General features: G+C 69.8%; 23 protein-coding genes and 1 tRNA gene. 6 read left to right on the forward strand and 18 right to left on the reverse strand.

Annotation, left to right across the window (positions count from 1 at the left end; all coding sequences use genetic code 11):
* Window positions 1–22: 22 nt before the first annotated feature.
* The 10 genes from R3I40_RS07650 to R3I40_RS07695 form a co-directional block, all read right to left on the reverse strand.
* Window positions 23–700 (reverse strand): GntR family transcriptional regulator, encoded by a 678-nt coding sequence (locus R3I40_RS07650; RefSeq protein ID WP_285262259.1) that lies wholly within the window; start codon window positions 698–700, stop codon window positions 23–25.
* Window positions 697–2,460 carry an acetyl/propionyl/methylcrotonyl-CoA carboxylase subunit alpha gene (locus tag R3I40_RS07655; protein ID WP_285262258.1) on the reverse strand — a complete coding sequence of 588 codons (1,764 nt, stop codon included), beginning with the start codon at window positions 2,458–2,460 and terminating at the stop codon, window positions 697–699. Before R3I40_RS07655 ends, R3I40_RS07650 begins: the two co-directional genes overlap by 4 nt.
* Window positions 2,457–4,160, reverse strand: a complete 1,704-nt coding sequence (locus tag R3I40_RS07660) for a 5-oxoprolinase subunit B/C family protein (protein WP_285262257.1) — start codon at window positions 4,158–4,160, stop codon at window positions 2,457–2,459. Before R3I40_RS07660 ends, R3I40_RS07655 begins: the two co-directional genes overlap by 4 nt.
* The gene (locus R3I40_RS07665) at window positions 4,157–4,915 is read right to left on the reverse strand and encodes a LamB/YcsF family protein (protein WP_183375673.1); all 759 of its coding nucleotides are present in this window, start codon (window positions 4,913–4,915) and stop codon (window positions 4,157–4,159) included. The genes R3I40_RS07660 and R3I40_RS07665 overlap by 4 nt, the downstream gene beginning before the upstream one ends.
* 106 nt (window positions 4,916–5,021) lie before the next feature.
* On the reverse strand, window positions 5,022–6,662 hold the full coding sequence (locus R3I40_RS07670) for a peptide MFS transporter (protein ID WP_285262256.1): 1,641 nt from the start codon (window positions 6,660–6,662) through the stop codon (window positions 5,022–5,024).
* A gap of 231 nt (window positions 6,663–6,893) precedes the next feature.
* Window positions 6,894–7,613 (reverse strand): 50S ribosomal protein L1, encoded by a 720-nt coding sequence (gene rplA, locus R3I40_RS07675; RefSeq protein WP_259923616.1) that lies wholly within the window; start codon window positions 7,611–7,613, stop codon window positions 6,894–6,896.
* 6 nt (window positions 7,614–7,619) lie between these two features.
* Window positions 7,620–8,051 (reverse strand): 50S ribosomal protein L11, encoded by a 432-nt coding sequence (gene rplK, locus R3I40_RS07680; protein ID WP_183375678.1) that lies wholly within the window; start codon window positions 8,049–8,051, stop codon window positions 7,620–7,622.
* A gap of 71 nt (window positions 8,052–8,122) precedes the next feature.
* Window positions 8,123–8,944, reverse strand: coding sequence for a transcription termination/antitermination protein NusG (gene nusG, locus R3I40_RS07685; RefSeq protein WP_285262273.1), 822 nt, complete (start codon window positions 8,942–8,944; stop codon window positions 8,123–8,125).
* A 55-nt stretch (window positions 8,945–8,999) separates the two neighbouring features.
* Entirely contained in the window at window positions 9,000–9,254 is a 255-nt protein-coding gene (secE, locus tag R3I40_RS07690; protein WP_183375680.1) for a preprotein translocase subunit SecE, read from the reverse strand.
* A 50-nt stretch (window positions 9,255–9,304) separates the two neighbouring features.
* Window positions 9,305–9,377, reverse strand: a tRNA-Trp gene (locus R3I40_RS07695).
* A 195-nt stretch (window positions 9,378–9,572) separates the two neighbouring features.
* On the opposite strand from R3I40_RS07695, the gene R3I40_RS07700 reads away from it, so the two are divergent.
* The gene (locus R3I40_RS07700) at window positions 9,573–10,775 is read left to right on the forward strand and encodes a pyridoxal phosphate-dependent aminotransferase (RefSeq protein ID WP_285262255.1); all 1,203 of its coding nucleotides are present in this window, start codon (window positions 9,573–9,575) and stop codon (window positions 10,773–10,775) included.
* Between the two features lie 11 nt (window positions 10,776–10,786).
* Window positions 10,787–11,806: an adenosine deaminase gene (locus R3I40_RS07705; protein ID WP_239373898.1), complete on the forward strand. Its 1,020-nt coding sequence runs from the start codon at window positions 10,787–10,789 to the stop codon at window positions 11,804–11,806.
* A 56-nt stretch (window positions 11,807–11,862) separates the two neighbouring features.
* Here R3I40_RS07705 and galK read toward each other — a convergent pair whose 3' ends face one another.
* Both galK and R3I40_RS07715 read right to left on the reverse strand, forming a co-directional pair.
* Window positions 11,863–13,095, reverse strand: a complete 1,233-nt coding sequence (gene galK, locus R3I40_RS07710) for a galactokinase (protein ID WP_183375684.1) — start codon at window positions 13,093–13,095, stop codon at window positions 11,863–11,865.
* On the reverse strand, window positions 13,092–14,567 hold the full coding sequence (locus tag R3I40_RS07715; RefSeq protein ID WP_183375686.1) for a threonine/serine exporter family protein: 1,476 nt from the start codon (window positions 14,565–14,567) through the stop codon (window positions 13,092–13,094). The genes galK and R3I40_RS07715 overlap by 4 nt, the downstream gene beginning before the upstream one ends.
* Before the next feature lie 34 nt (window positions 14,568–14,601).
* Here R3I40_RS07715 and R3I40_RS07720 point away from each other — a divergent pair, with 34 nt between their 5' ends.
* The gene (locus tag R3I40_RS07720; protein WP_183375688.1) at window positions 14,602–15,201 is read left to right on the forward strand and encodes a carbonic anhydrase; all 600 of its coding nucleotides are present in this window, start codon (window positions 14,602–14,604) and stop codon (window positions 15,199–15,201) included.
* A gap of 50 nt (window positions 15,202–15,251) precedes the next feature.
* Here the strand turns inward: R3I40_RS07720 and R3I40_RS07725 are convergent, their stop codons facing one another.
* A complete protein-coding gene (locus tag R3I40_RS07725) occupies window positions 15,252–15,536 on the reverse strand; it encodes a DUF3017 domain-containing protein (RefSeq protein ID WP_285262254.1) in 285 nt (94 codons plus the stop codon).
* 75 nt (window positions 15,537–15,611) lie between these two features.
* Between R3I40_RS07725 and aspA the strand changes: the two genes are divergently transcribed.
* Window positions 15,612–17,057 (forward strand): aspartate ammonia-lyase, encoded by a 1,446-nt coding sequence (gene aspA / locus R3I40_RS07730; protein ID WP_285262253.1) that lies wholly within the window; start codon window positions 15,612–15,614, stop codon window positions 17,055–17,057.
* Between the two features lie 248 nt (window positions 17,058–17,305).
* On the opposite strand, the gene ppk2 is transcribed toward aspA, so the two are convergent.
* The 3 genes from ppk2 to purN are packed head-to-tail and all read right to left on the reverse strand — an operon-like array spanning window position 17,306 to window position 20,646.
* Window positions 17,306–18,214 (reverse strand): polyphosphate kinase 2, encoded by a 909-nt coding sequence (gene ppk2, locus R3I40_RS07735; RefSeq protein WP_183375692.1) that lies wholly within the window; start codon window positions 18,212–18,214, stop codon window positions 17,306–17,308.
* A 54-nt stretch (window positions 18,215–18,268) separates the two neighbouring features.
* Window positions 18,269–19,981, reverse strand: coding sequence for a bifunctional phosphoribosylaminoimidazolecarboxamide formyltransferase/IMP cyclohydrolase (gene purH / locus R3I40_RS07740; protein WP_285262462.1), 1,713 nt, complete (start codon window positions 19,979–19,981; stop codon window positions 18,269–18,271).
* Window positions 19,978–20,646 carry a phosphoribosylglycinamide formyltransferase gene (purN, locus tag R3I40_RS07745; RefSeq protein WP_239373890.1) on the reverse strand — a complete coding sequence of 223 codons (669 nt, stop codon included), beginning with the start codon at window positions 20,644–20,646 and terminating at the stop codon, window positions 19,978–19,980. The genes purH and purN overlap by 4 nt, the downstream gene beginning before the upstream one ends.
* Before the next feature lie 68 nt (window positions 20,647–20,714).
* On the opposite strand from purN, the gene R3I40_RS07750 reads away from it, so the two are divergent.
* On the forward strand, window positions 20,715–21,098 hold the full coding sequence (locus R3I40_RS07750; RefSeq protein WP_183375696.1) for a hypothetical protein: 384 nt from the start codon (window positions 20,715–20,717) through the stop codon (window positions 21,096–21,098).
* Window positions 21,099–21,116: 18 nt separating this feature from the next.
* Here the strand turns inward: R3I40_RS07750 and R3I40_RS07755 are convergent, their stop codons facing one another.
* Window positions 21,117–22,403, reverse strand: coding sequence for a cell division protein PerM (locus tag R3I40_RS07755; RefSeq protein ID WP_285262461.1), 1,287 nt, complete (start codon window positions 22,401–22,403; stop codon window positions 21,117–21,119).
* Between the two features lie 108 nt (window positions 22,404–22,511).
* On the opposite strand from R3I40_RS07755, the gene R3I40_RS07760 reads away from it, so the two are divergent.
* Window positions 22,512–23,801, forward strand: a complete 1,290-nt coding sequence (locus R3I40_RS07760) for an isochorismate synthase (RefSeq protein ID WP_285262460.1) — start codon at window positions 22,512–22,514, stop codon at window positions 23,799–23,801.
* Window positions 23,802–24,138: 337 nt separating this feature from the next.
* On the opposite strand, the gene R3I40_RS07765 is transcribed toward R3I40_RS07760, so the two are convergent.
* A complete protein-coding gene (locus R3I40_RS07765; RefSeq protein WP_285262459.1) occupies window positions 24,139–25,263 on the reverse strand; it encodes a S1C family serine protease in 1,125 nt (374 codons plus the stop codon).
* Between the last annotated feature and the right edge of the window lie 41 nt (window positions 25,264–25,304).

Consider the following 25,304-nt stretch of genomic DNA (forward strand, 5'->3'; position numbering starts at 1 on the left):
ACGGGCGCGTGGCCCGCGCGCCTTAGCGGCGGGGTGCCTGAGCGCCGTAGCCGAGGAAGTCGAGGACCTCGGTGCGCGCATCCACGAGGTAGCGGCGCAGCTCCTCCGCGGCGTCTCGGCGGCGTCCCTGCATCACCATCGCCCACAGCTCGGCGTTGCGGTGCACATAGTTCGCGTGGAACGTGGGGCTGTGGTCCTTGCACAGGAACATCAGCCGCATCCGCGCCAGCAGCTGATCCATCGCCCCCATCACGATGGTGGACCCGGTCATCTGCACCAGACCGTCGTGGAACAGCTGGTTCTGGTCGCCCACATCGTGCATGCGCCCCTCGCCCAGCGCCTCCTGTGCGGCGGCGAGGACGCTCTCCTGCCGGGCGGCCAGCTGATCCGTGACCTCACCCCACAGGACGGCGCTGGGCTCCACCGCGAGCCGCGCTTCGTAGATCTCCCGCACGTCCGCTTGGTCCGGCCGGGCGACGCACACGCCCCGGTGCGGCCGCCGATCGATCAGGTTCTCCTGCGCGAGAGTCGCGAACGCCTCCCGCAGCGTATTGCGGGAGATGCCGAGCTCCGCCGCCACCGCCACCTCGGACAGCTTCGATCCGGGCAGGAGCCGGCCCGCGGAGATCTGGGCGCGCAGCGACGCGGCCGCCCGGCTCGAGGCCGAGCGGGTGTCACGGTGGGGCGGGCGAGCGGTCATGCGATCCTCGCGATCTCCTGACCGCGCGTCAGCGCTTCCCCGTCGCTGATGTCGGCGCGGGTGAGGCGTCCGGCGCGGTGCGCGCGCACCGTCGTCTCCATCTTCATCGCCTCCATCACGAGCACGGCGTCGCCGTCCTCGACCTCGGCGCCGTCCTCCACGGACCAGGACACGACGGTGCCGGACATCGGTGCGGTCAGCTGCGACTCATCGCGCTCCTGGGACCCGTCGGCCCCCTCGCCGCCGGCGGCGCAGCCATCGGCACCACCAGCGCCGCCCTGACCGCCCCCGCCGCTGAGCAGGGCGCGGTGCAGATCCGCGGGCAGACCGAGCTGCACGGCCCGGCCGTCGATGTCGATCATCACGGTGGTGCGGGTGCGCTCCGGCGCGGCCACGTACGGCGAGGTCTCCAAGTCCGGCGCGAACTCCGACTCGATCCAGGTGGTGAACACGCCGAAGCGATCAGCGGCGGTGTAGGCGGGGTGGTCCATGACCGCGCGGTGGAACGGCACCACGGTGGGCAGGCCCTCGATCCGCAGTTCCGCAAGAGCGGTGCGGGCTCGCCGGATCGCCTGCTGCCGGTCCTCACCCCACACGATCAGCTTCGCCAGCAGGGAGTCGTACTCCGCGGGGACGGTGAAGCCACTGCGCACACCGGTGTCCACGCGGACCCCGGGACCCGTCGGCGCCTCGAACACCTCCACCAGGCCGGGGGTGGGCACGAAGCCGAGTGCAGGATCCTCCGCGTTCAGCCGGAACTCGAACGCGTGGCCCGACGGCTGCGGGTCCTCACTGACGCTGAGCCGCTCGCCCGCCGCGATGCGCAGCTGCTCGCGCACCAGGTCCACCCCGCTGGTCGCCTCGGTGACGGGATGCTCCACCTGCAGGCGGGTGTTCACTTCGAGGAAGGAGATGACACCGTCCTCGGAGACGAGGTACTCCACCGTGCCGGCGCCGACGTACCCGGCCTCACGGGCGATCGCGCGGGCCGAATCGTGGATGCGCATCCGCTGCTCATCGGTGAGGAACGGCGCCGGGGCCTCCTCCACGAGCTTCTGGTGGCGGCGCTGCAGGGAGCAGTCGCGAGTGCCGATGACTGCGACGCTGCCGTGGGTGTCGGCGAGCAGCTGCGCCTCCACATGGCGGGGCCGGTCGAGGAACCGCTCCACGAAGCATTCGCCGCGGCCGAACGCGGCGGTCGCCTCGCGGGTCGCGGAGAGGAAAGCATCCTCCACCTCATCCATGGTGCGGGCGATGCGCATGCCGCGGCCGCCGCCGCCGAACGCCGCCTTGATCGCGATCGGCAGGCCGTGCTCCTCGGCGAACTCGCGCACCTGAGCGGCGTCCTTCGCGGGCCCGTCGGTGCCAGGCACGAGGGGCGCACCGACGCGCACGGCGACCTCGCGGGCGGCGACCTTGTCACCGAGCGTGGCGATGACGTCGGCGCTGGGCCCGATCCAGGTGAGGCCGGCGTCGACCACGGCGCGGGCGAAGTCGGCGTTCTCCGACAGGAACCCGTAGCCGGGGTGGACCGCGTCGGCGCCGGAGCGGCGGGCGATCTCGAGGATCTTCTCCTGGTCGAGGTAGGTCTCGGCGGGGGCGGAGCCGTTCAGCGCGTAGGCCTCGTCGGCGAGGGTCGTGTGCATCGCGTCGGCGTCCGGGTCTGAGAACACGGTGATCGAAGTGAGGCCTGAGTCGGAGCAGGCGCGGATGATGCGGACCGCGATCTCGCCTCGGTTGGCGATCAGGACCTTCTTCATGCGTTCTCTCCTACGGGTCGAGGGGAGTCTGCGAGCTCGAAGCGCACATGCGCTCCGGGCGGGAGCTGTCCGGCCAGCGGCAGGTCCTCCGGCACTACGACGGCGATCACGGGGTAGCCGCCGGTCACGGGATGGTCGGAGAGGAACAGCACGGGCACGCCCGAGTGCGGCACCTGGAGGGAACCGGTGACAGCGCCTTCGCTGGCGAGTTCGCCGTCGCGGGCGCGAGTGAGGCCGCCGCCGGCGGGTTCGTCGAAGCGGACGCCGACGCGGTTCGACTGGTTCGACACCACCCAGGTGCGGGAGGTCAGCTCCTGCATCGCCTCGGGGGTGAACCAGTCGTCGCGCGGGCCGGGCAGGATCCGCAGCACCGCCGTGTCGTCCCGCGGGGGCAGCGACACCGCCGGCTCGGCCCGGTCCTCCGGGTCGGGCAGGACCGGCAGCGACCCGGTGGTGGGGGCGCTGACGGCGGGGACTTCGGGGGCGCCGACGTGTCCGCCGCGGCGGTGCACGGCGAGGACGTCCCCGGCGGCGAGGGGCTCGGGGCCGATGCCGGAGATGATGTCGCGGGAGGCGGAGCCGAGCACCACGGGCACGTCGAAGCCGCCGCGGACCGCGACGTAGGTGCGCAGTCCCGTGGTCGGCATGTCGATGCGGAGGGTCTCCCCGTCGTACAGGGGGATCGCGGACCAGCGCACTGCGGTGCGCGTCCCGTTCGGCCCGTCGATGCGGAGGGGGCCGGCGGCGCCGGTGACGGAGACGACGTGGTGGCCGCGGGCGGTCAGCGCGAAGCCGTCCAGGAGCGCTTCGACGACGGCGCAGCGGGCGTCGTTCCCGACGAGGCGGTTCGCCTGGCGGGCGGACGCGCGGTCCACCGCACCGGAGGCGACGACGCCGAGGTCGCCGTGCCCGGGCCGCCCCATGTCCTGCATGAGTGCCTGCATCCCCGGGTCGGTGACTTCCAGGGCGTAGTCGGCGTCGGGCCGGCTGGCGGTGACGGGGCGCTGCGGGACCGCCGGGAGCTGCGAGGGGTCCGCGGCGGGCTCGTCCTGGTGGGCTGCCGACGGGTCCTGCACACGGATCTGTTCGGTGACGGCGCGGTAGCGGACCGTGTCACCAGGACGGATCAGCGACGGCTCCTCCCGGCCGAGGTCCCACAGGACCGCGTCGGTGTGTCCGATCAGCTGCCAGCCGCCCGGCGACTTCTGTGGGTACACCGCGGAGAACGCCCCGGCGAGGGCCACCGACCCTGCGGGCACGGCGGGGCGCGGGGAGGTGCGGCGCGGCACCTGCAGGGGGTCACCGTCGGCCGCCAGGTAGACGAAACCGGGGGCGAAGCCGCCGAACGCGGCGGTCCACTCGGCGCCCGTGTGGGCGGCGATGACCCCGTCGGCTCCGAGGCCGGTGAGCTCCCCGACCTCCCGGAGGTCCTCCCCACTGTAGACCACGTCGATGTCGATGATCCGGCCCGCGACGGCCGCCCGTTCATCGAGCTGCAGCTGCTGGAGCGCGTCGGCCCCCTCTGCGGCGCGGGGCGCGGACTCGAACTCCACCAGCACGGTCTCGGCGGCAGCGAGCACCTGCACCTGGCCCGGCAGCGGATGCTGGGACAGGTGGGCGTGCAGGCGCATCACCTCGGGCAGGTCCGTGCACTCCACGAGGAACGCACGGGCACCGGCCCAGCGCAGCGGGCGGCTCATGCGAACGCCTCGATCCGGATGCCGGCGGCTTCCAGCCCGGCGCGGACCTGCCCGGCCATGGCGGCGGCGCCGGGGGTGTCGCCGTGCAGGCAGATGCTGTCGGCAGCGATGCGGATGTCGGTGCCGTCGATGGCAGTGAGGGTGCCGGTCCGCACGAGCCGCACCATGCGCTCGGTGACGGCGTCGCCGTCATGCAGAACCGCACCCGCTTCCCGGCGGGACACCAGGGTCCCCTCCGGGGTGTAGGCGCGGTCGGCGAACGCTTCGGCGACGCCGCGCAGCCCAGCGGCCTCCGCCTTCTGCAGGGCGATCGAGCCCGGCAGGAGCAGCAGAGCGAGATCGGGGCTGAACGCGCGGACGGCGTCCACCACCGCCTGCGCGTGCTGCTCATGGTGGACGATCGTGTTGTAGAGGGCGCCGTGCGGCTTCACGTAGCGGACTTCGCCGCCTTCGCGGCGGGCCACGGCGTCGAGGGCGCCGAGCTGGTAGAGGACGTCGTCGGCCAGTTCGGTGGGTGAGCAGTCCAGGAAGCGGCGCCCGAAGCCGACGAGGTCGCGGTAGGCGACATGCGCGCCGATGGTCGCACCGGCTGCGACCGCGCTGCGGCAGGTGGCGGCCATGACGCTGGGGTCGCCGGCGTGGAAGCCGCAGGCGATGTTGGCGCTGGAGACGGCGGCGAGCACGGCGGCGTCATCGCCCATTGTCCAGCTGCCGAAGGATTCACCGACGTCACTGTTGAGATCGATGACGCTCACGGGGGGACCTCCGAGGGATCGTGCGTTCGCGGAGCGGGGGCATCCGCGAATTGTTCAACGATCCTACGGCATCACGGTCCTCCCCGTGAGGCGGACCACGTGGCGGTCAGGCGACGTCGGCGGGCTCGCTGCCCTGCTCAGCCCTCTCCATGGAGGCCTTGCCTTCGCGCTCACGCTGGTCGATGTCGTCCATCTTCGACTGCACCCACGGTGCGATCACGAACATGCCGACGCTCACCACGAGCGTCACCACACCGAGCATCGTGTAGAAGACGCCGTCGCCCACGCCGCTGGCCATCTGGATGACCACCGAGGTCAGGCCCATGCCCACCGCCGGGGCCAGCAGCCACAGCGTCATCGTCTGCGACGCGAAGTAGCGCGGCGCCAGCTTCGTCGTGACGGAGAGACCCACCGGGTTCATGAACAGCTCCGCGACGGTCTGCACGAAGAACACGGCGGCGAGGAACCAGAACGGCGCGAGCGCGGCGCCTCCCGGCCAGGTGCTGAAGCCGTAGCCCATCATCAGCGCGGACACACCGATGATGACCAGGGATATCGCGAACTTGGCGGCCGTGTTCGGGAAGCGTCCGGCACGGCGGGTGAACAGCCAGCCGAGGACCGGTGCGAGCAGCAGCACGAACAGCGGGTTGAACGACTGGTACATCGCCGGCGCCAGCTCGAACAGGCCGAACACGCTGCGGTCCGTGTTGTCCAGCGCGAAGGTGGCCATCTTGCCGGCCGCCTGCTCGAAGATCACCACGAACAGCACGTTGCCCACCCACAGGGGCGTGAACGCGCTGAGGTGCGACCGCTCCTGCGCCGTGACGCGGGGGCTGCGGAACATGGTGAGGAAGTAGCCGAGCGCGGTCACGAAGGCGAAGATGAACAGGGACCAGGAGATCGCACCGACCAGCGGGTCCTCGGAGTCGGCGAACACCACGAGGGAGAAGAACGCGACGAGGCCACCGGCGAGGGCCGCGATTCCGAGTCCCAGCAGGGCCATCTTCTTTCCCTCGCCCGGCTGCAGCGGGTTCGGGATGGTGAACGCGAATTCGCCGAGGCGGCGGCGGCCGTAGAAGAACGCGATGAGGGCGAACGCCATTCCGACCGCGGCGGCCATGAAGGCGATGTGGTAGCCGAACATGCCGCGGAGGAAGGAGATCAGCAGCGGCGCTACGAGGGAGCCCACGTTGATCGACATGTAGAAGTACTGGAACCCCTGGTCGCGGCGCGGGTCGTTCTTGTCGTACAGGCCTCCCACCACGGTCGACAGGTTCGGCTTGATGAAGCCGGTGCCGATGGCGATGAGGATCAGACCGACCCACGAGGTGGGGACGCTGGGGATGGCGAGGACCACGTGGCCCGCCATGATGACGGAGCCGCCCACGAGGGTGGACATCCAGGGGCCGAGGACGCGGTCGGCGACGATGCCGCCGGGGATCGTCATGAGCAGCACCGCGGCGCCGTAGGCGGAGACGACCACCTGGCCGGCGGTGGTGGACAGTCCCAGGCCATGGTTGGCGAGGGTGTCGGTGAGGAAGTACAGGAGGATGGCGCGCATCCCGAACCAGGAGAAGCGCTCCCACATCTCGACCTGCAGCATCCACGGCAGGCCGCCGGGGTGGCCGATGAACGAGCGGTCGTTCACGGACGGACCGGTGCGCAGTCCCTCGGGGACGTACGCGGCGCGGCGGGAGATGGTCTCCTCGCCGATTGCCGTGCCTGCTTCGTTGCGGGCAGTGGACATGGAGGGTGTCCTTTCCGAGCGGGCCGACACGGGGTGTGCGTCGGTTCTGAGTGGAGGGTCGTCGCGGCCGGGTGGGCCGCGCTTCGAGTGAATCATGCGCCGCCGCTGGCCGACGGGGTCAGGAGTCCCGATGGCGCGGACTGTGCCCGCCCTCACAGCGGGGCGACTGCGATACGGACGAGCCCCGCCCTGCATCTGCAGAGCGGGGCTCGTGTGAGAGGACGAGGGGGCTCAGGCCTCCGAGGTCTCCTCGGTGAGGTTGCGGGTGCGGTTGACGTCGATCGCGATACCCGGGCCCATGGTGGTGGACATGGTGATCTTCGAGATGTAGCGGCCCTTCGCGCTGGCCGGCTTGAGTCGCAGGATCTCCTCGAGCGCTGCCACGTAGTTCTCGATCAGCTGGGTGTCGGTGAACGACGCCTTGCCGATGATGAAGTGCAGGTTCGAGGCGCGGTCCACGCGGAACTCGATCTTGCCGCCCTTGATGTCCTCCACAGCCTTGGCGGTGTCCATCGTGACCGTGCCGGTCTTCGGGTTCGGCATGAGGCCGCGGGGGCCGAGCACGCGGCCGAGTCGGCCGACCTTGCCCATGAGGTTCGGGGTGGCCACAGCGGCGTCGAAGTCGGTCCAGCCGCCGGCGACCTTCTCGATGAGCTCGTCGTCGCCGACCTCATCGGCGCCTGCTGCGCGTGCAGCCTCGGCCTGGGGGCCGGTGGCGAACACGATCACGCGGGCGGTCTTGCCGGTGCCGTGGGGCAGGTTGACGGTGCCGCGCACCATCTGGTCCGCCTTGCGGGGGTCGACGCCGAGGCGCATGGCGACCTCGACGGCGGCGTCGAACTTGGTGACGGAGGTCTTCTGGGCGAGGCGCACAGCGTCGAGCGGAGCGTAGAACTGCTCGCGGTCGATCTTGGCGACTGCGTCCTGGTAAGCCTTGGAACGGTTAGCCATCGTGTATCAGCCCTCCACCGTGATGCCCATGGAACGCGCGGTTCCGGCCACGATCTTCGCGGCTGCATCGATATCGTTTGCGGTGAGATCCGGCATCTTCGTCTCCGCGATCTCCTTGACCTGCGCCATGGTCAGCTTGCCGACCTTGTCGGTGTGCGGCACAGCCGAGCCCTTGTCGAGGCCAGCGGCCTTCAGGATCAGCTTCGCTGCCGGCGGGGTCTTGGTGATGAACGTGAACGAGCGGTCCTCGTACACGGTGATCTCAACGGGGATGACGTTGCCGCGCTGGGACTCGGTGGCAGCGTTGTACGCCTTGGTGAACTCAACGATGTTCACACCGGCGGCACCGAGGGCGGGGCCGATCGGCGGCGCAGGCGTGGCCTGGCCGGCCTGGATCTGGAGCTTGATGACGCTCGAGACCTTCTTCTTGGGAGCCATTGCTCTTCCTTACTGTGTTGTGGTTCGGGCGGAGTCCGCCAGGACCCCTCCCACGTACGACTCGCGGTGGATCAGATCTTGGCGACCTGGTCGAACGCGAGCTCGACCGGGGTTTCGCGTCCGAAGATGGACACGAAGACCCGGAGCTTCTGGTTGGTCGAATCGATCTCCGAGATGGTGGCGGGCATCGTCTCGAACGGACCGTCCATGACGGTCACCGACTCACCGACGCTGAACGCCGGAACAGCGGCGCTCTTGGACGCCTTCGCACTCGAGGACTTCTTCTTCTCCGGCAGGTTCACCGACGGAGCCAGCATCGAGTAGATCTCATCGAACGACAGCGGAACAGGATCCGTGGCGTTTCCCACGAATCCGGTGACGCCGGGAGTGTCGCGGACCACGCGCCAGGACGCTTCGGTGAAGTCCATGCGCACCAGGACGTATCCGGGCATGCGCACGCGGCGGACGATCTTCTTCTGACCGTTCTTGACCTCCGCGGCGTCCTCCATCGGGACCTCGATCTGGAAGATGAACTCCTCCATGTCCTGGGTCTCGATACGAGTGGTCAGCTGCGTCTTCACGCGGTTCTCGTGACCGGAGTAGGAGTGCACGACGTACCACTCACCCGGGGCACTGCGCAGATGGCGCTTGAGCGCCACGGTGGGGTCCTCGACAGTGGACTCGGAGTCGGCATCGAGAACAGCCGGGGCATCGTCCTCGTCGGCAGCGACCCCGTCAGAGACGTCTGCGGAGACCTCGTCGACGGAGGCCTCGTCGACTGCGGGCACGTCAGCAGCCTCGTCGACTGCGGGCTGCTCGGCGGCGGTGTCCTCAGCGGCGGCCTGCTCCAGAGCGCTCTCGTCGGCGCCGGTGAGGGCGTCGTCGGTGGTCATGTCATCGGACACGGATGAACCAACTTCCTTTGCTATCGGTGAGTTCGCGGCTGCGTCAGCCCACGAAGACAAGACGGCTGAGCGCGGCGAACGCGAAGTCCAGGCCGAAGATCAGCGCGATCATGACGACCACGAAGAGGACCACGATCACTGAGTAGGAAGCGAGTTCGCGACCCGTGGGGGTGACCACCTTGCGCATCTCCGCGAAGACTTCGCGGATGAAGGTCAGCAGCGCCGTGATCGGGTTCCTGCTGCGAACGGGTTCGTTCTCGAAGTCGCCCCGCGTGCGGTCCGTCTCCAGTTGTGACATAGAAACCTCGGTCCGTCGTGGGTCTGTGTGCATCGTGAGGCGGATAGTAGCAGGGCAGACAGGATTCGAACCTGCAACCGACGGTTTTGGAGACCGTTGCGCTACCAATTGCGCCACTGCCCTGTGTCCGGACGTATCCGAACGCGGCCACCGCGTGAGTGACCGCCATCGATCATACGCACATCCGGGGCCCCGGGGCGAATCCTTCGGCCGAGTGTGAGCAAGCATGCAGGATTCCCCAGCTGCATGCGGGGTGCTCTGGAACAATGACAGAGCCCTCATCTGTGCCCCGTGACCACCGGAAAGGTGCTGACCTCCATGACTGCTCCCTCTCGCCGTCTCTCCCAGCGCATCGGCTCCATCGCCGAGTCCGCCACCCTCGCCGTGGATGCGAAGGCCAAGGCGCTGAAGGCCGCCGGCCAGCCCGTCATCGGGTTCGGCGCCGGGGAGCCCGACTTCCCCACCCCGCCGCACATCGTGGAGGCGGCGAAGGAAGCCGTTATGGACCCGAAGAACCACCGCTACTCCCCCGCCGCCGGTCTGCCGGAGCTGCGCGAGGCCGTCGCCGAGGCCGCGAAGACGTACAGCGGCGTGGAGGCGGACGCCTCCCAGGTGCTCATCACCAACGGCGGCAAGCAGGCCGTCTACCAGGCGTTCGCCGCACTGATCGACCCGGGCGACGAAGTCATCGTCCCCGCCCCGTTCTGGACCTCCTACCCGGAGGGCATCCGCCTCGCCGGCGGCACCCCCGTCAGCGTCTTCTCCGGCGCCGACCAGGACTACCTGCCGACGGCTGCGCAACTGGAGTCGGTCCGCACCGACCGCACGAAGGCCGTGCTGATCTGCTCGCCGTCGAACCCGACGGGGTCCGTGCTGAGCCGCGCCCAGATGGAGGAGATCGGCCGCTGGGCGCTGGAGAACGGCCTGTGGGTCATCACCGATGAGATCTACCAGCACCTCACCTACGAGGGCACCGAGTTCACCTCCGTGCTGCAGGCCGTGCCGGAGCTCGCGGATCAGACCGTTGTCCTCAACGGCGTCGCCAAGACGTTCGCGATGACGGGCTGGCGGGTGGGCTGGATGATCGCCCCGAAGGACATCCTGACCGGCGCCGCCAACATGCAGAGCCACCTCACCTCGAACGTCAACAACATTGCGCAGCGCGCTGCGCTGGCTGCTCTGACGGGCCCGATGGACAGCGTGGAGGACATGAAGACGGCCTTCGCCCGTCGGCGCACCACCATCCTCGACATGCTCAGTGAGATCGACGGATTCTCCGTGCCCCGTCCCACCGGCGCGTTCTACGCGTTCCCCGAGGTCAGCGGGGTGCTGGGACGCACCATCGGCGGGCAGAAGGTGGAGACCTCCACCGACCTCGCCACGGTGATCCTCGACCAGGCGAAGGTCGCCGCCGTTCCCGGTGAGGCGTTCGATGCGCCCGGGCACCTGCGCTTCAGCTACGCCCTCAGCGATGCCGATCTCACCGAAGGCATCGAGCGCGTGCAGAAGCTCCTCGCCTGAAGGGCGGACCCGTGGAGGCGGTCCGGGACCTGAGGGCGCTGCCGAAGGCGCATCTGCACCTGCACTTCACCGGGTCGATGCGGCAGGACACCCTGCTGGAGCTCGCCGAGGAGCAGCGTCTGCGTCTGCCGTCGCAGCTGCAGACGGGCCAGGCGCTGCGGGTGGAGCCGAGCGCCCGGGGCTGGTTCCGCTTCCAGCGGTTCTACGACACGGCGCGGCGCGTGGTGAACTCCGAGGAGATCATGCGCCGCCTGCTGCGCGAAGCGGCGATCGATGACCGCGCGGAGGGGTCGGTCCGCCTCGAACTGCAGATCGACCCCACCAGCTACGCCCCGTTCGCGGGCGGTCTCACACCCGCGCTCGAGCTGATCCTCGACGAAGCGGAGGCGATCGAGCAGGAGGAGGGCATCTCGCTGGGCATCGTGGTGGCGGCCTCCCGCATGCGGCACCCGTTGGAGGCGCGCACCCTCGCCCGCCTCGCCGCCCGGAACGCGGGTCGGGTGATCGGGTTCGGCCTGTCGAATGATGAGCGCCGCGGTGACACGCGCGAGTTCGCGCCCGCGTTCCGCATCGCCCGGGATGCCGGTCTCGCCGCGGTTCCGCACGGCGGCGAACTGCTCGGCCCCGGCCACATCACCGAGGTGCTCGACTCCCTGCGGCCCACCCGGTTGGGCCACGGGGTGCGGGCTGCGGAGGACCCGCGCCTGGTGGAGCGCCTGGTGGCCGACGGGATCGCCTTCGAGATCTGCCCCGCCTCGAATGTGGCTCTCGGGGTCTACTCCGAATCCGGGGACGTGCCCGTGCGCACCCTTCTGGAGGCTGGTGCCACGATCGCGCTCGGCGCTGATGACCCGCTGCTGTTCGGCTCCCGCCTGCTGGAGCAGTACGAGAAGGCGCGCGAGCACGGCTTCAGCGATGCTGAACTCGCTCGGCTCGCCGAGGGCTCCATCATGGCCTCAACGATGAGCGATGAGGCGAAGCAGCAGCACCTCGCCGGCGTTCAGCGCTGGCTGGAGACCGAGCCGTCCTGATCCAGCCCGGCTCTCCAGCCCGGCTGACCGGGACCGCGCCTCGGGGCCCGGTCCTCTCAGATGTCTCGGCCGGCCCCGGTCGACGGCTGCGCCGCGAACGCCACCGGTGCGGTGAAGCCGTGCTCCGCAAACGCCGTCGCCACCGCCGCAGCGGTCGCCTCCATCTGATCCGCATCCACGAGCGCGATGATGCTGCCGCCGAAGCCGCCGCCGGTCATGCGGGCACCATGCGCGCCAGCATCGCGCGCCGCTCCCACCGCGACATCCAGTTCCGGGACCGTCACCTCGAAGTCGTCCCGCAGCGAGTCGTGCGAGGCGTTCATCAGTTCACCGAGGCGGCGCAGGTTCTCCCCCACTCCCCCGTCGGCGAGCAGGTCGGCGAACTCCCGCACCCGGCAGATCTCCGTCACAACATGGCGGGCGCGCCGACGGATCACGTCATCCTCCAGCGCATCCAGCTGATCGCGGACGCCGTCGGCCCCCGCATCGGCGACCTCGCGCAGCGTCGCCGCGCCGAGCGCCTCGGCCGCCGACTCAGTCTGGCCGCGCCGCTCCGCGTACTCCCCTCCGATCAGCGAATGCTCCGCGCGGGTGTCGACGATCAGCAGACCGAGCCCGTGCTCCGACAGGTCCCACGGCTCCAGCTCCACGGCGCCGTCCGCGCAGTCCAGCAGCAGGGCGTGGCCCTGCGCCGCTCGCACAGACGCCGACTGGTCCAGCCCGCCCGTTGCTGCGCCGACGAACTCGTTCTCCGCGCGGATGCACGCAGCGATCCGTTCCTGCTGCGTGGTGCCCAGGCCGAGCAGCTCCTCCAGCGCCTGCGCCACGGAGCATTCGAGCGCGGCCGACGAACTGAGCCCCGCCCCCAACGGCACCTGGCCGTCCACCAGGATCGCCAGGCCCAGCTCTCCGCTGCGCAGCTGCGGATGGGCGTCGGCGAGCGCCCAGATCACGCCGGCGGCATAGCCAGCCCACACGGGCACGGCACCCGGCGCCAGGTCCGCGAGCGCAACGTCCACGGCATCGTCCGGCATCTGCCGGGACCGCAGCTGCAGACGGCCCGTTTCGGTGACGCGGACGGCGGCGAAGCAGCGGTGGCCGATCGCCATCGGCAGGCAGAGCCCGTCCTGGTAGTCGACGTGCTCACCGATGATGGTGACGCGCCCCGGGGCGGAGAAGACTCCGTCGGCCTCGGTGCCGAACGCGTCGGCGAAGGCCCGGCCAGCGGCGCGGGCCGCCTCGGCTCGGTCGGGGGCGCGGTGCAGGCGGGTCGTCGACGTCTCGGTCACGGATTCTCCTCATCGGTGCTGCCGAGCACGAGACGGCTGAGCACGCTCTGGCTCTCCGTGGTCGCTTCCGGCTCGGTGGGGTCGGCTTCGCCCGGTTCCAGACGGACCACGGGAATCGCCAGAGTGTAGTTCGTGGCCTTCGCGGCGGCGGTGCGGGAGTTCAGGACCCGTCGGCGCCTCGCCGTGCTGAACGGTGCGGACATCACCGGGATCCAGGTGGTGGACGCCGCCTGCAGGCCCAGCAGCAGGCGTGCCATCAGCAGCTGCCCGAACACCACGCCCGCGCTGATCGCGACCGCGACCGACACCGCGGTGAACAGGGACAGCGCGCCCGCCTGCGGGTCGTCGCCGAGCGCGAGGAGGCCGCGGTAGATGATGGAGCCCGGCACCAGCGGCAGCACCCCGACGATCACCATCGACACGGCGGGAGTGCGCAGACGCTGAGCCCCTATCACGGCGAAGCAGCCGACCAGCAGTGCCGTCACCCCGACGTTCCAGGGCTGCTCCAGGCCGACGGTGCGCAGCGCGAAGCTCACCACCGACGACATCGTCGCCAGCAGGGTCGACACCGCGATCACGCGCCGCGGCGACTGCACACCGATCGAACTTCCCAGGCCCATCACCGCACCGGCGACAAGCACCACGATCACGGACGCGAGCGTGCTCGGCAGGGACGAACTGACGGAGATGTCCACCCCCACCCAGGTGGAGAACATCAGACCGGCGCGCACGCCGATCACCACGCCGATCGTCAGCATGATGGTCTGCAGGATCCGCGCCGAGGCCGTGATGTACCAGCCGGTGATCGCGTCCTGCATCGCGCCGATGGAGGTCAGGCCCGCCAGCAGCAGGATGATGCAGGCGATCACCACGATGGAGGCGTTCACGCTTGGGTCGATGACGTACGCGAGGATCGCCGCCATCACCGACAGGAAACCGCCGATGACCTGCGCGAAGAACATGGGGATGCCGCGGCGGGCGAGTGCGCCGAGCAGGTTGTAGATGATGCCGGCGGTGATCGCCGCGAACAGCATCACCATGGTGCCGGCACCGAAGCCGACCGCGGCGGCGCCGCTCATGATCGCCCAGCCCGCGGTCGTCAGCGCGTTGGAGTAGCGCTTCGGGGCGGAGCGGGTGCGCTCAGCCGCGGTGATCGCTTCGGCGAGGGCGAGTTCGCCGTGGATGTAGTCGGAGGTGATCTTCTCCGCCTCGTCCAGCTTGGAGAAGTCCATGTCCGCGTCTGCGACTGCGCGGATGCGGGTGAACGGGGTAGATTCCTCGTCGGGCAGGTAGCTGACGCTCAGTTCGTTGAACGTGACCTGCACAGAGACGTTCCGGATGCCGGAGGACGCAGTGATGCGCAGCATCGTGGCGGTGACTTCGGATGCGGCCGCGCCACTGGCCAGCATGATCTCGCCGATCCTCATAGCGAGGTCGAAGACATCATGCAGTCTCGACAGGGAAGTGCTCACCGACCGATGATCCCACACCACAAGGAGACTTTTCATGCCCGCTCCCGCGCGCACCCCGGCCGACGCCCTGGACAAGCTTCTGCGCGGCAATCGCCGCTTCGCGGACAACGCCGCCCTGCACCCGCGGCAGCACGCCGACCACCGCTCCATCCTCACGGAATCGCAGGAGCCGTTCGCGTGCGTAGTGGGCTGCTCGGACTCCCGCGCCAGTGTGGAGCTGCTGTTCGACCAGGGCTTCGGCGACCTGTTCGTGATCCGCAACGCCGGGCATGTGGCGGGCCGTTCCGTCCGCGCCTCCATCGAGTTCGCGGTGGACGTCCTGGGCGTCCAGATCGTATTCGTGCTCGGCCACGAGAACTGCGGCGCCGTCAAGGCCACCATCGCCGCGATCCGCGACGGTGAGCAGCTGCCCGGCTCCATGCCGGTCCTGGTGGAGCGCCTGCGCACGCACATCAGCGACCCGGACGACCCGCGCCCCATCCGCCACCACGTGGCCGGCACCCTCGCGGACCTGCCGCAGGAGTCGGAGATCGTGCGCCGCGCTGTGGAGGAGGGCCGCATCGCCCTGGCCGGCGGCGTGTACCAGTTGGACTCCGGTCTGGTGGAGCTGGTGGAGGCGCCCGACGGAGTCTGACCCCGTCGGCCGGGCGAGCATTCCTCCGCCCTCGCCGCGCAGGCGGGCCGTCAGAGGTTCGGGCTGGACGACAGCAGCAGCAGACCGCCGGCGAGGACGAGGAGGATCACGGTGTCGATCACGCGCCGACGGATTACGAGCCCGCCGAGGCGCCGCGCCGGCACCACCAGCCGCACCACCGCGAGGCAGAGCAGCAGGCCCGCGAGCGCGAAGCCACCGGTGGAGACGTCCACCAGCAGGGCGATCAGCACCGTGGCCAGCAGGCCGATGAGAGCGAGGATCAGTGCCCGCTGGCGCACCATGGCGGCCCTCAGGGTGTACGGCGACTGATTCACGCTCCCATGGTAGACGGACGCGCTACCCTGGTGGATGTCAGCGTTGACACCACCTGAAAAGGACAATCGAAGAATATGACTGAGGTTCGCACCGAACACGATCTGCTCGGTGATCGCGACGTCCCCGCCTCCGCCTACTACGGGGTGCAGACCCTGCGGGCGCAGGAGAACTTCCACATCACGGACGTGCCCCTGAAGCACTTCCCCCCACTGGTCGAAGCCCTCGCGTACGTGAAGCATGCGGCGGCCCGCGCCAACCAGGAGCTCGGCATCCTCGACGATGAGAAGGCCGACGCCATCGGCGCCGCCTGCGAGGAGATCGTGAACGGCCAGCTCCACGACCATTTCGTGGTGGACATGATCCAGGGCGGGGCCGGCACCTCCACCAATATGAACGCGAACGAGGTCATCGCCAACCGGGCCCTGGAGATCCTCGGCCACGAGAAGGGCCAGTACGAGCACCTCCACCCCAACAACGACGTCAACCTCGGGCAGTCCACGAACGACGTCTACCCGACCGCCCTGCGCCTGGCGATCCTGCTGTCCTTCCCGGAGCTCACGGCCGCGATGGAGAACCTCATCGAGTCGCTGAAGGCGAAGGGCGAGGAGTACAAGGACATCCTCAAGATGGGCCGCACCCAGATGCAGGACGCCGTCCCGATGACCGTGGGGCAGGAGTTCACCGCCTGGGCCACCACCATCGCCGAGGACGTCCAGCGCCTCACCCGCACCGCGCGCCTCTTCCACGAGATGAACATGGGCGCCACCGCCATCGGCACGGGCATCACCACCGACCCGCGCTACGCGAACCTGGTGGCGAAGAAGCTCACCGAACTGACCGGCATCGAGTTCGTCACCGCGGTCGACCTCGTGGAGGCGACCTCCGACACCGGCGCGTTCGTCACATTCTCCGGCATCCTCAAGCGCGTCGCCGTGAAGACCTCGAAGATCTGCAACGATCTGCGCCTGCTGTCCTCCGGTCCCCGCGCCGGCTTCAACGAGATCAACCTGCCCGCTGTGCAGCCCGGCTCCTCCGTCATGCCCGGCAAGGTCAACCCGGTGATCCCGGAGGTCGTCAACCAGGTCGCGTACCAGGTCATCGGCAACGACATGACGGTGACGATGGCGGCGGAGGGCGGCCAGCTGCAGCTCAACGCGTTCGAGCCGGTCATCGCGTACAACATCCTCAACTCCACCCGCATGATGACCCGCGCGATGGACACCCTGTCCGAGCGCTGCATCAAGGGCATCACGGTGAACGAGGACGTGCTGGGCGACCATATCCGCCGCTCCATCGGCGTCATCACGGCCCTCGTGCCAGTGATCGGCTACGCCGCGTCCACGGAGATTGCGGCGGAGGCGCTGAAGAGCGGCCGCGGCGTGGCCGAGCTCGTCATCGAGCGGGGCCTGCTGGACGAGGCGCACCTGCGCCACATCCTCGCGCCCGAGCGCATGACGAAGCCGTACCGCGCCACCGGCAAGACCGACATCATGCCGGTCATCACCGACGCTGACCTCTAGCTCTGAGCCTCAGCGCCTGCTGAGCGCAGCACCGGCTGCCGGCTGAGCGCGATGGGCGAGAACAGTGAAGCGGCGCGGATGCCCCATCGGGGTGTCCGCGCCGCTTCTGTCTGCGATCGGCGATCCGTCTGCGCATTCGGGGATCTTCGCGCCGCTTTCCCCGCATACGTCGACCGATCGTCGCTGGCGGCGGGGGCTGCGGGGCGCGAGGCGGGCCGACGGGTCAGCGCGGCGCGCTCAGCGCACCGTCACTCGTCGGCGACTTCGTGCTTGCCGCGCATCACCAGCAGCGGGTCCGGAGTGCCGACCACGGCATGGTCCTTGCCCTCGTATTCGAACTGCGAGAGGAAATAGCGCATCGCGTTGAGGCGGGCGCGCTTCTTGTCGTTGGAGCGGATGATGATCCACGGCGCGTACTTCTTGTCCGTGCGGCGGAACATCTCCTCCTTCGCTTCGCCGTACTGCTCCCAGCGGTCCAGGGACTCCAGGTCCATCGGCGACAGCTTCCACTGGCGCACCGGGTCCAGCTGACGGATCGCGAAGCGGGTCCGCTGCTCCTTCTGCGACACCGAGAACCAGAACTTCGTGACATGGATGCCGGCATCCACCAGCATCCGCTCGAACTGCGGAGCCTGGTCCATGAAGCGGTGGTACTCGTCATCGGTGCAGAAGCCCATCACGCGCTCCACACCGGCGCGGTTGTACCAGGAGCGGTCGAACATGACGAGCTCACCATCGGTGGGCAGGTGCTGCACGTAGCGCTGGAAGTACCACTGGCCGCGTTCGCGGTCGCTGGGCTTGTTGAGCGCCACCACGCGCGCCATGCGCGGGTTGAGGTGCTCGGTGAACCGCTTGATGGTGCCGCCCTTGCCGGCGGCGTCGCGGCCCTCGAAGATGATGATGGCCTTCTGGCCCTCATCCTCCATCCAGTACTGCAGCTTGAGCAGCTCCACCTGCAGGCGGTACTTCTCCAGCTCATAGGCGTCGCGCTCCATGCGCTCGTCGTACGGGTAGCCCTCCTGCCACGTGTAGACGGGGTTGCCCTGCGGGTCGATCAGGTCCGGGTCCGGGGACTCTCCGCCCTGGACGGAGTACCCCTCTTCACGGAGGTGCTCGATGAATTCGCGGAGGTTCTGGTTCGTGGGGACGTCCTTCATTGACTGGCTCCTTCGTTGGGCGGCGGGGCGGGCACCGGGCGGTGCCCGGGTGGGTCAGTGGGCGAAGTGGCGGGTGCCGGTCACGTACATGGTGACGCCGGCCTTCGTGCAGGCGTCGATGACCTCCTGGTCGCGCACGGACCCACCGGGCTGCACGATGGCGGTGATGCCGGCATCGATGAGCTGCTGGGGCCCGTCGGCGAACGGGAAGAACGCGTCGGATGCGCAGACGGATCCGCGGGCGCGCTCCTCCCCGTCGGCGAGCGTGTTGGCGCGCTCCACAGCGAGGCGGCAGGAGTCCACACGGTTCACCTGGCCCATGCCGATGCCGACAGCGCCGCCGTCCTTCGCCAGCAGGATGGCGTTGGACTTCGGGGCGCGCACGGCCCGCCACGCGAAGGCGAGGTCGGCGAGGGTGGCGTCATCGGCGGCGTCGCCGGCGACGAGCTGCCAGGACGCCGGATCGTCGCCGTCGGCCTGGAAGCGGTCCTTCTCCTGGACGAGGGTGCCGCCCCAGATGTCGCGGGTCTCCCCCAGTTCGCCGTTCTGGCCGTCGATCTCCAGCAGGCGGATGTTCTTCTTGCGCGTCAGGATCTCGAGCGCACCGTCCTCGTAGCCGGGTGCGACCAGCACTTCGGTGAACACCTCGGCGACCTGGTTCGCCATCGCCACCGTGACGGGGCGGTTCGCGGCGATGACGCCGCCGAACGCGGACACGGGGTCGGTGGCGTGCGCCTTCCGGTGGGCGATCGCGATGTCCTCACCGTCGTCGGCGACGGCCACTCCGCACGGGTTGTTGTGCTTGATGACGGCGACGGCGGGCTGGTCGAAGTCGAAGGCGGCGCGGATGGCGGCATCGGCGTCGACGTAGTTGTTGTAGCTCATCTCCTTGCCGTGCAGCACCTCGGCGGAGGCGAGGCTGCCGTCCTCACCGGCGGTGTCGAGCAGGGCGCGCTGGTGCGGGTTCTCGCCGTAGCGCAGCGTCCGCATGCCGATCTCCTCCATCTGCTCGGCGGGCATGTCGAAGATGCTGACCTCCTCGACCTCCCCGTCGAGGGCGTCGTCGTGGCCGTCGGCGCAGCAGTCGCAGTCCTCACCGTCGGAGTCCGGGGCGTAGCGCTCGGAGATGGTGGCGAGGTCGAGTTCGGTGCCGGCGAGTTCGTCGCCGAGGTCGGCGAGCTGCTGCTGGGTCCAGTCGTCGATGGCGGCGTCGTACATCGCGATGCGGGCGAAGGCGACGGCGCTGAGGGCGTACCGTTCGGCGCGGGTGAAGCCGCCGCGGCCGGCGGCATCGGCGGCGAGGGCGTAGTCCTTCTGCTCCACGACCACGGCGCAGGTGGAGAAGTTCTTCGCGGCGGAGCGGACCATGGCGGGGCCGCCGATGTCGATCTTCTCGATGATCTCCTCGAAGGCGCCGCCGTCGGCGACGGTCTGCTCGAACGGGTACAGGTTGACCACGACGAGGTCGAACGGGGCGATGCCGTGCTCCTGCAGCGCCGCCTCGTGGGATTCCTTGGTGCGGTCGGCGAGGAGGCCGCCGTGCACGGTGGGGTGCAGGGTCTTGACGCGGCCGTCGAGGATTTCGGGGAACCCGGTGACGTCGGCGACGTCGGTGACGGGGAGGCCGGCGTCCCGGATGGTCTGGGCGGTGGATCCGGTGGAGACGATCTCGGTGCCGGCTCCGTGGAGGGCTCGGGCGAGGTCCTCCAGGCCGGTCTTGTCGAAGACGGAGATGAGGGCGCGCTTGATCGCTCGCTGGGTGGTCACTTCTGCTGTGTTCCTGTCTGCTTCGAGGGTGCGAGGGTGGTGGTCGGTGGGCCGACGGGTGCTGCCTGCAGGAGGTCGCGGATGACATCGACGATCATCACGCGCTCCACCTCCTTGATCCTTTCATGGAGGGTGTCCTCGGTGTCGCCCGGTTCGATGAGCACGGGCCGCTGGTCGAGGATGCGGCCGGTGTCGATGCCGGCGTCGACCTCGATGACGGTGGCGCCGGTGACCTTGACGCCGTAGGCGAGGGCGTCGCGGACGCCGTGGGCGCCGGGGAACGACGGCAGCAGCGCGGGGTGGGTGTTGATGATGCGGCCGCCGAAGCGCTCCAGCATGGGGGCGCCGAGCAGGCGCATGAACCCAGCGAGGACGATGAGGTCCGGTGCGTGGCTGGCGACCTCGTCGGCGAGGGCGCGGTCCCAGGCGGCGCGGTCCTCATGGTCGGCGAGGCGCACGACCGCGGTGGGGATGGAGCGGCTGCGGGCGTGGTCGAGACCGGCGGCGTCGACGTCGGCGATGACGGCGACGACCTGGGCACCGGTGAGGGTCCTCTGCTCGATCGCGGCGAGCACCGCGGCGAGGTTGGATCCGGTGCCGGAGATCAGCACAACGAGGCGAGCGGGACCGGCGGGACTGGCGGAGGCGGTGTTCTCGTGGGGCACACCCCCAGCGTAGTCGACCCGTGCGGGGTGGTTGGGGGTCCTCCGTCTCGGGCACAATGGGGTGCGTGATGGATGAGAAGAACCTGCGTGACTACACCCGATGGACCACTCGAGCACTGCTCTGCTTCGCGGTGGCGTGGGCGCTGTCCCTGGTCCCGCTGCCGTTCTCGCTCCTCTCGGGCGTGGTGGCGATTGCGGCGATCGTGATGCTGGTGCGGTCGATCATGGCGGGGCTGCGCACTGAGCGCCGTGCCCGGGCCGTCATCATGGGTGCGCTCGGCATCCTCGCGTCACTGCTGCTGGTGGCGATGGCGGGTCTGTCCGCGATCTTCTACCAGCCGATGCACGCGATCCAGCAGTGTCAGGAGAACGCGATCACGGAGCAGGCGCGCGCCGCCTGCAAGGACTCCGCGCAGGACGAGGTCATCGACTGGCTGCGCGGCGGTCGCTGAGCTGCGCTCTGCTGCGCGTCAGTCCTCGTCGGTGCGCTCAGACGCATCCACGCGGTCCCGCAGACGCTGCGTCGCATCCGCGGTGCGCTGCCCCAGCCCCATCAGCTCCCACACGGCGACCGAGCCGGCGCCGAGGACGATGATCCCCAGCAGCGGCAGCGCGAGCGAGCTGAGCTTCGGGCCGAGCTCACTGAGCTGATCCGCGCCGATCGCACCGCCGGAGAACGCCGCCAGCAGCATCAGCGCGCAGAACAGTCCGCCGACGAACCCGCCCCAGATCACGGCGATCTCGCGGCCGTCCAGGGGCGGCTCATCAGCAAGCGGCCGGGTCTCGCGCGCCAGCAGAACAGCACCCATCCCCACCGCGATCACCGGCAGGATCATCAGCGCGAGCATCCAGCGGGGGAACACACCGGGCTGCGGCAGCGCCGCCAGCACCGGCAGCACCGGCAGCACACCGACGGTCGCGCCGCCGAGGGAGATGCCGGTGCCGATGCCGGTCAGGACGGTGCCGCCGAGCAGCACCACCATCGCCCACACGATCAGGCTCGGCAGCACCAGCAGCTGCGCGAGGATCAGGACTGCCCCGCCGAACGGTCCGGGCTTGAGGCTGGTGAACATCTCCATCACGGACGGGAAGGCGACAGCGAGCATGACCGTGGTGAGCAGGGCGCCGAGGCCGAGCAGCAGCAGGACGGTCGCGCCGATGGCACGGATGATGGCGTCGAACGGGTGCGGGATGAGGGCGAGCATCCCGACGGCGGGAATGCCTCCGTCGGCCGGCCGCTTCAGGCTCGCCATCGTGCCCACCGCGCCCGCGACCAGGGACAGCACCAGGGCGGCGAGGGTGGTGGGGATGGTGGTGACGCGGACGTCTGCGCTGGTGATGAGCATCATCGTCACCATGGTCGCGACGGTGTACGCGGCGGCGAACGCGCCGATGATCACGCCGAGGCCGGCGATGGCGCCCGGGTGGAGGCCGCCGTCGGCCCGCGTGAACTCGATGAGGCGGGCGCGGCTGCGCATCGTGAACGCGAGCACTGCGAAGAACACCACGGTGAGGCCGACGGGTGAGATCGTGACCGGCCCCGTCATCCCCGTCACGGTCAGGTGGATCGCGCCGCCGTTGCCGAGGGCGAAGAACGACAGCGCCACCATGATCGCGTCCAGCAGGCTCAGCGAGGTGCGGGAGTCGGCGGTGTGGGCGGCGATGGCGGGCACGATCACGGTCGCGGCGTTGACCGCGAACGCGATGAGACCGGCGATGATCCCGGCTGCGGCCGGGGATGACGGTCTGCGAATCACTGGCTTACCTCTTCCGGCCTGCTCGACGGCATAATGGTGATCATCATGGCCACCCTAGTGAACCGCCCGGGGACCGCTGGCTCAGATGCATCCGCGTCCCGGCTCAGTGTGACGACTCTCCGCCTCGACGGCCCTGTGGACCTCGCCCAGCATATTCCAGCGGACCCCTCCGGCCTGTTCCTCCACCGCGGCGACGGCCTGCTCGCCCGCGGCGAGGCCCTCGTCCTCACCGCCACCGGCGAGGACCGCTTCACGGACCTCTCCCAGGCGTTTCAGCAGGTCAGTGCCGCCGCCACGGTCGATGACGCCGCCGGTGTGCGCGGCAGCGGACTCCTCGCCCTCGGCTCCTTCTCCTACTACGCCGCCTCCGAGCGGCCCTCCCGCCTCGTGATCCCCCGCGCCGTCCTCGGACAGGCCGACGGGTGCGCCTTCCTCACCCTCATCACCGCCGATGGCGAGGATCCAGTGCGCGGCCTCGGCGCAGCGGATGGCCGGGACCCGTCGGCCCTGCTCGCGGAGCTCTTCCCCACCGCTGACGCCGAGGCGAGCGCAGCCGATGCGCCGGCACCGCCCGTGCCGCACATCGAGGTGGCCAGCGCCCACACCCCCGCCGAGTATCAGGCGCTGATCAGCCGCGCCGTGGACGAGATCCGCGCCGGCGGTGCCGAGAAGCTCGTCATCTCCGAACGCCTCGACGCGCGGTCCAGTGACCCCGTCTCCATCCCTGCGCTCGCCCGCCGCCTCGCCGCGATGTATCCCATGACGTGGGTGTTCCGCGTGGGCGATGTCATCGGCGCATCCCCCGAGATGCTGGTGGAGACCGAAGGCTCCCGCCTCTTCTCCCGCGTCCTCGCCGGCACCCGGCCCGTCGCCGACGGCGGGGAGCTCACCGCCGAGGACCGCGACGCCTTCTTCCACGACCCGAAGGAGCGCGCCGAACACGAGTACGCGATCCGCTCCGTCACCGGCCCGCTCGAAGCCGTCACCGAATGGATCTCCGCCCCCGCGGAACCGTTCGTGCTGCGCCTGCCCGGCCTGGAGCACCTCGCCTCCGACGTCTCCGCGAAGCTGCGGCCCGGCCTGACGAGCGTGGACGTGGCCGGTCTGCTGCACCCGTCGGCCGCCGTCAGCGGCATGCCCCGCGCCGACGCCGACCGCATCAACCGGACCATCGAGGAGCAGGACCGCGGCGGGTACGCCGCCCCCGTCGGGTGGATGAGCGGGCGCGGCGACGGCCAGTGGGCGATCGCGTTGCGGATGGCGCACCTCGACCCCGAGGACCCGCACTACCTGGTCCTGCAGGCCGGCGGCGGCATCGTCGAAGCGTCCGATCCGCTGACCGAGCACGCCGAGGCGCTCGCGAAGACCCGCCCTATGATGCGCGCCCTGCGCGGCTGAACGACTCGCCGACGGCCCCGACGCCACGGCATCCCCACGGGGTTCTCCCAGGGATCATCGGGCTCCCCCACCTGGCGGCGTGGACCGCCCCCGTGGTCGCACTGCTGGTCATCGTCAGCCTCATCGCCCTGAACATTCCGAGCGTGAAGAACTTCGGTGAGCTCGAGTTCTGGTTCGCGATGAGCTCCGCGAACTCCGGGACCTACTCCACGTCCCGCATGATCTTCGGCCTCGCCACCCCGTTCTGGTTCCTGCTGGTCGCGATCGGCTGGATCGTGCTGCGCCGAAGCCCGCACCACATGGAGCCGAAGCGCCTGCACCCCGAAGGGCGTCCGTGTCACATGCTGCCGAGTGTGACGCGGACGTCCTTCTTCTCATCCCCGCGGATCAGCGTGATGGTGTGCTCGCTGCCGGGCTGCAGACCCCGCACGATCGCGGTGAGGCCGCTGGCGGAGCCGACGGGGATCTGATCCACCGCGATGATCACATCACCCCGGCGGATCCCGGCCTTCTGCGCCGCTCCGCTGCCGGTGATGTCCTTGACCTCGGCGCCCCTGTAAGTGGCGTCGGCCCCACCGGTGGCGGAGTCCTGCGCCGTCACCCCCAGCAGGGCGTGCTTCACGTCCTGGCCAGCGATGATCTGCTCGGCGATCATCGTGACCGTGTTCGACGGGATGGCGAACCCGAGCCCGATCGACCCAGCGCTGCGCTCATCGGTCGCGTTCGATGCGATCGACGAGTTGATCCCGATGACCTCACCGTTGGCGTTGACGAGGGGGCCGCCGGAGTTGCCGGGGTTGATGGATGCATCGGTCTGCACGGCGGAGATGAAGGTGGCGTCGGACCCGTCGGCCTTCTCCCCCATCGTGGTGACGGGGCGGTTCAGTGCGGAGATGATGCCGGTGGTGGCGGTGTTCGCCAGCCCCAGCGGCGTGCCGACCGCCATCACGTCCTGCCCGACCTTGAGCTGATCGGAGTCGCTGAACACCGCTGGCTTCAGATCCTTCGGCGCCTGCTCCAGAGCGATGACGGCGACGTCCGTAGTCGGGTCGGCGCCGACGGGCTTCGCGGAGAACGTGCGGCCGTCCGCCAGGGTCACGGCGATCTGCCTCGCGCCCGCGACCACGTGGTCGTTGGTGACGATGCGGCCCTCCCCGTCCAGGATGATGCCGGTGCCCTCGGCGCTGCCCTCCTCCGACTTCACCTGGATGGACACCGTGGAGGGGCCGATCTGGTCGATGGTCTGCGACCAGCGGGCCGACGGGTCATCCCCGCCCTTTCCGTTGCCGGGGTTCGGCGGGGCGCTCGGCGCTGCGGTGGTGATGGCGGGCCCGCTGCGGTCCCCGGAATCGCTGAGCTCGTTGATCGCGGTGCTGCCGGCGATGGAGATGCCGGAGGCGACGAGCATGCCGGTGGCGACCAGTGCGAGCGTGCCGCACCAGCCGGGTGATCGAGGGGCCATCCGAGTTCCTGTTCTGGTCATGTCCGTCGCCGCTGCGCCGC

The sequence above is a fragment of the Helcobacillus massiliensis genome, from assembly GCF_033106145.1.
Lineage (GTDB): Bacteria > Actinomycetota > Actinomycetes > Actinomycetales > Dermabacteraceae > Helcobacillus > Helcobacillus massiliensis.

Bases quoted from the DNA above. Each gene is read 5' to 3' on its own strand.
- R3I40_RS07765 (WP_285262459.1), bottom strand. From the start codon at position 25,263: ATGGCCCCTCGATCACCCGGCTGGTGCGGCACGCTCGCACTGGTCGCC.
- nusG (WP_285262273.1), bottom strand. From the start codon at position 8,944: ATGACCACCGACGACGCCCTCACCGGCGCCGACGAGAGCGCTCTGGAG.
- aspA (WP_285262253.1), top strand. From the start codon at position 15,612: ATGACTGAGGTTCGCACCGAACACGATCTGCTCGGTGATCGCGACGTC.
- R3I40_RS07700 (WP_285262255.1), top strand. From the start codon at position 9,573: ATGACTGCTCCCTCTCGCCGTCTCTCCCAGCGCATCGGCTCCATCGCC.
- R3I40_RS07670 (WP_285262256.1), bottom strand. From the start codon at position 6,662: ATGTCCACTGCCCGCAACGAAGCAGGCACGGCAATCGGCGAGGAGACC.
- R3I40_RS07720 (WP_183375688.1), top strand. From the start codon at position 14,602: ATGCCCGCTCCCGCGCGCACCCCGGCCGACGCCCTGGACAAGCTTCTG.
- ppk2 (WP_183375692.1), bottom strand. From the start codon at position 18,214: ATGAAGGACGTCCCCACGAACCAGAACCTCCGCGAATTCATCGAGCAC.
- rplK (WP_183375678.1), bottom strand. From the start codon at position 8,051: ATGGCTCCCAAGAAGAAGGTCTCGAGCGTCATCAAGCTCCAGATCCAG.
- secE (WP_183375680.1), bottom strand. From the start codon at position 9,254: ATGTCACAACTGGAGACGGACCGCACGCGGGGCGACTTCGAGAACGAA.
- R3I40_RS07655 (WP_285262258.1), bottom strand. From the start codon at position 2,460: ATGAAGAAGGTCCTGATCGCCAACCGAGGCGAGATCGCGGTCCGCATC.
- R3I40_RS07650 (WP_285262259.1), bottom strand. From the start codon at position 700: ATGACCGCTCGCCCGCCCCACCGTGACACCCGCTCGGCCTCGAGCCGG.
- R3I40_RS07750 (WP_183375696.1), top strand. From the start codon at position 20,715: ATGGATGAGAAGAACCTGCGTGACTACACCCGATGGACCACTCGAGCA.
- R3I40_RS07660 (WP_285262257.1), bottom strand. From the start codon at position 4,160: ATGAGCCGCCCGCTGCGCTGGGCCGGTGCCCGTGCGTTCCTCGTGGAG.
- rplA (WP_259923616.1), bottom strand. From the start codon at position 7,613: ATGGCTAACCGTTCCAAGGCTTACCAGGACGCAGTCGCCAAGATCGAC.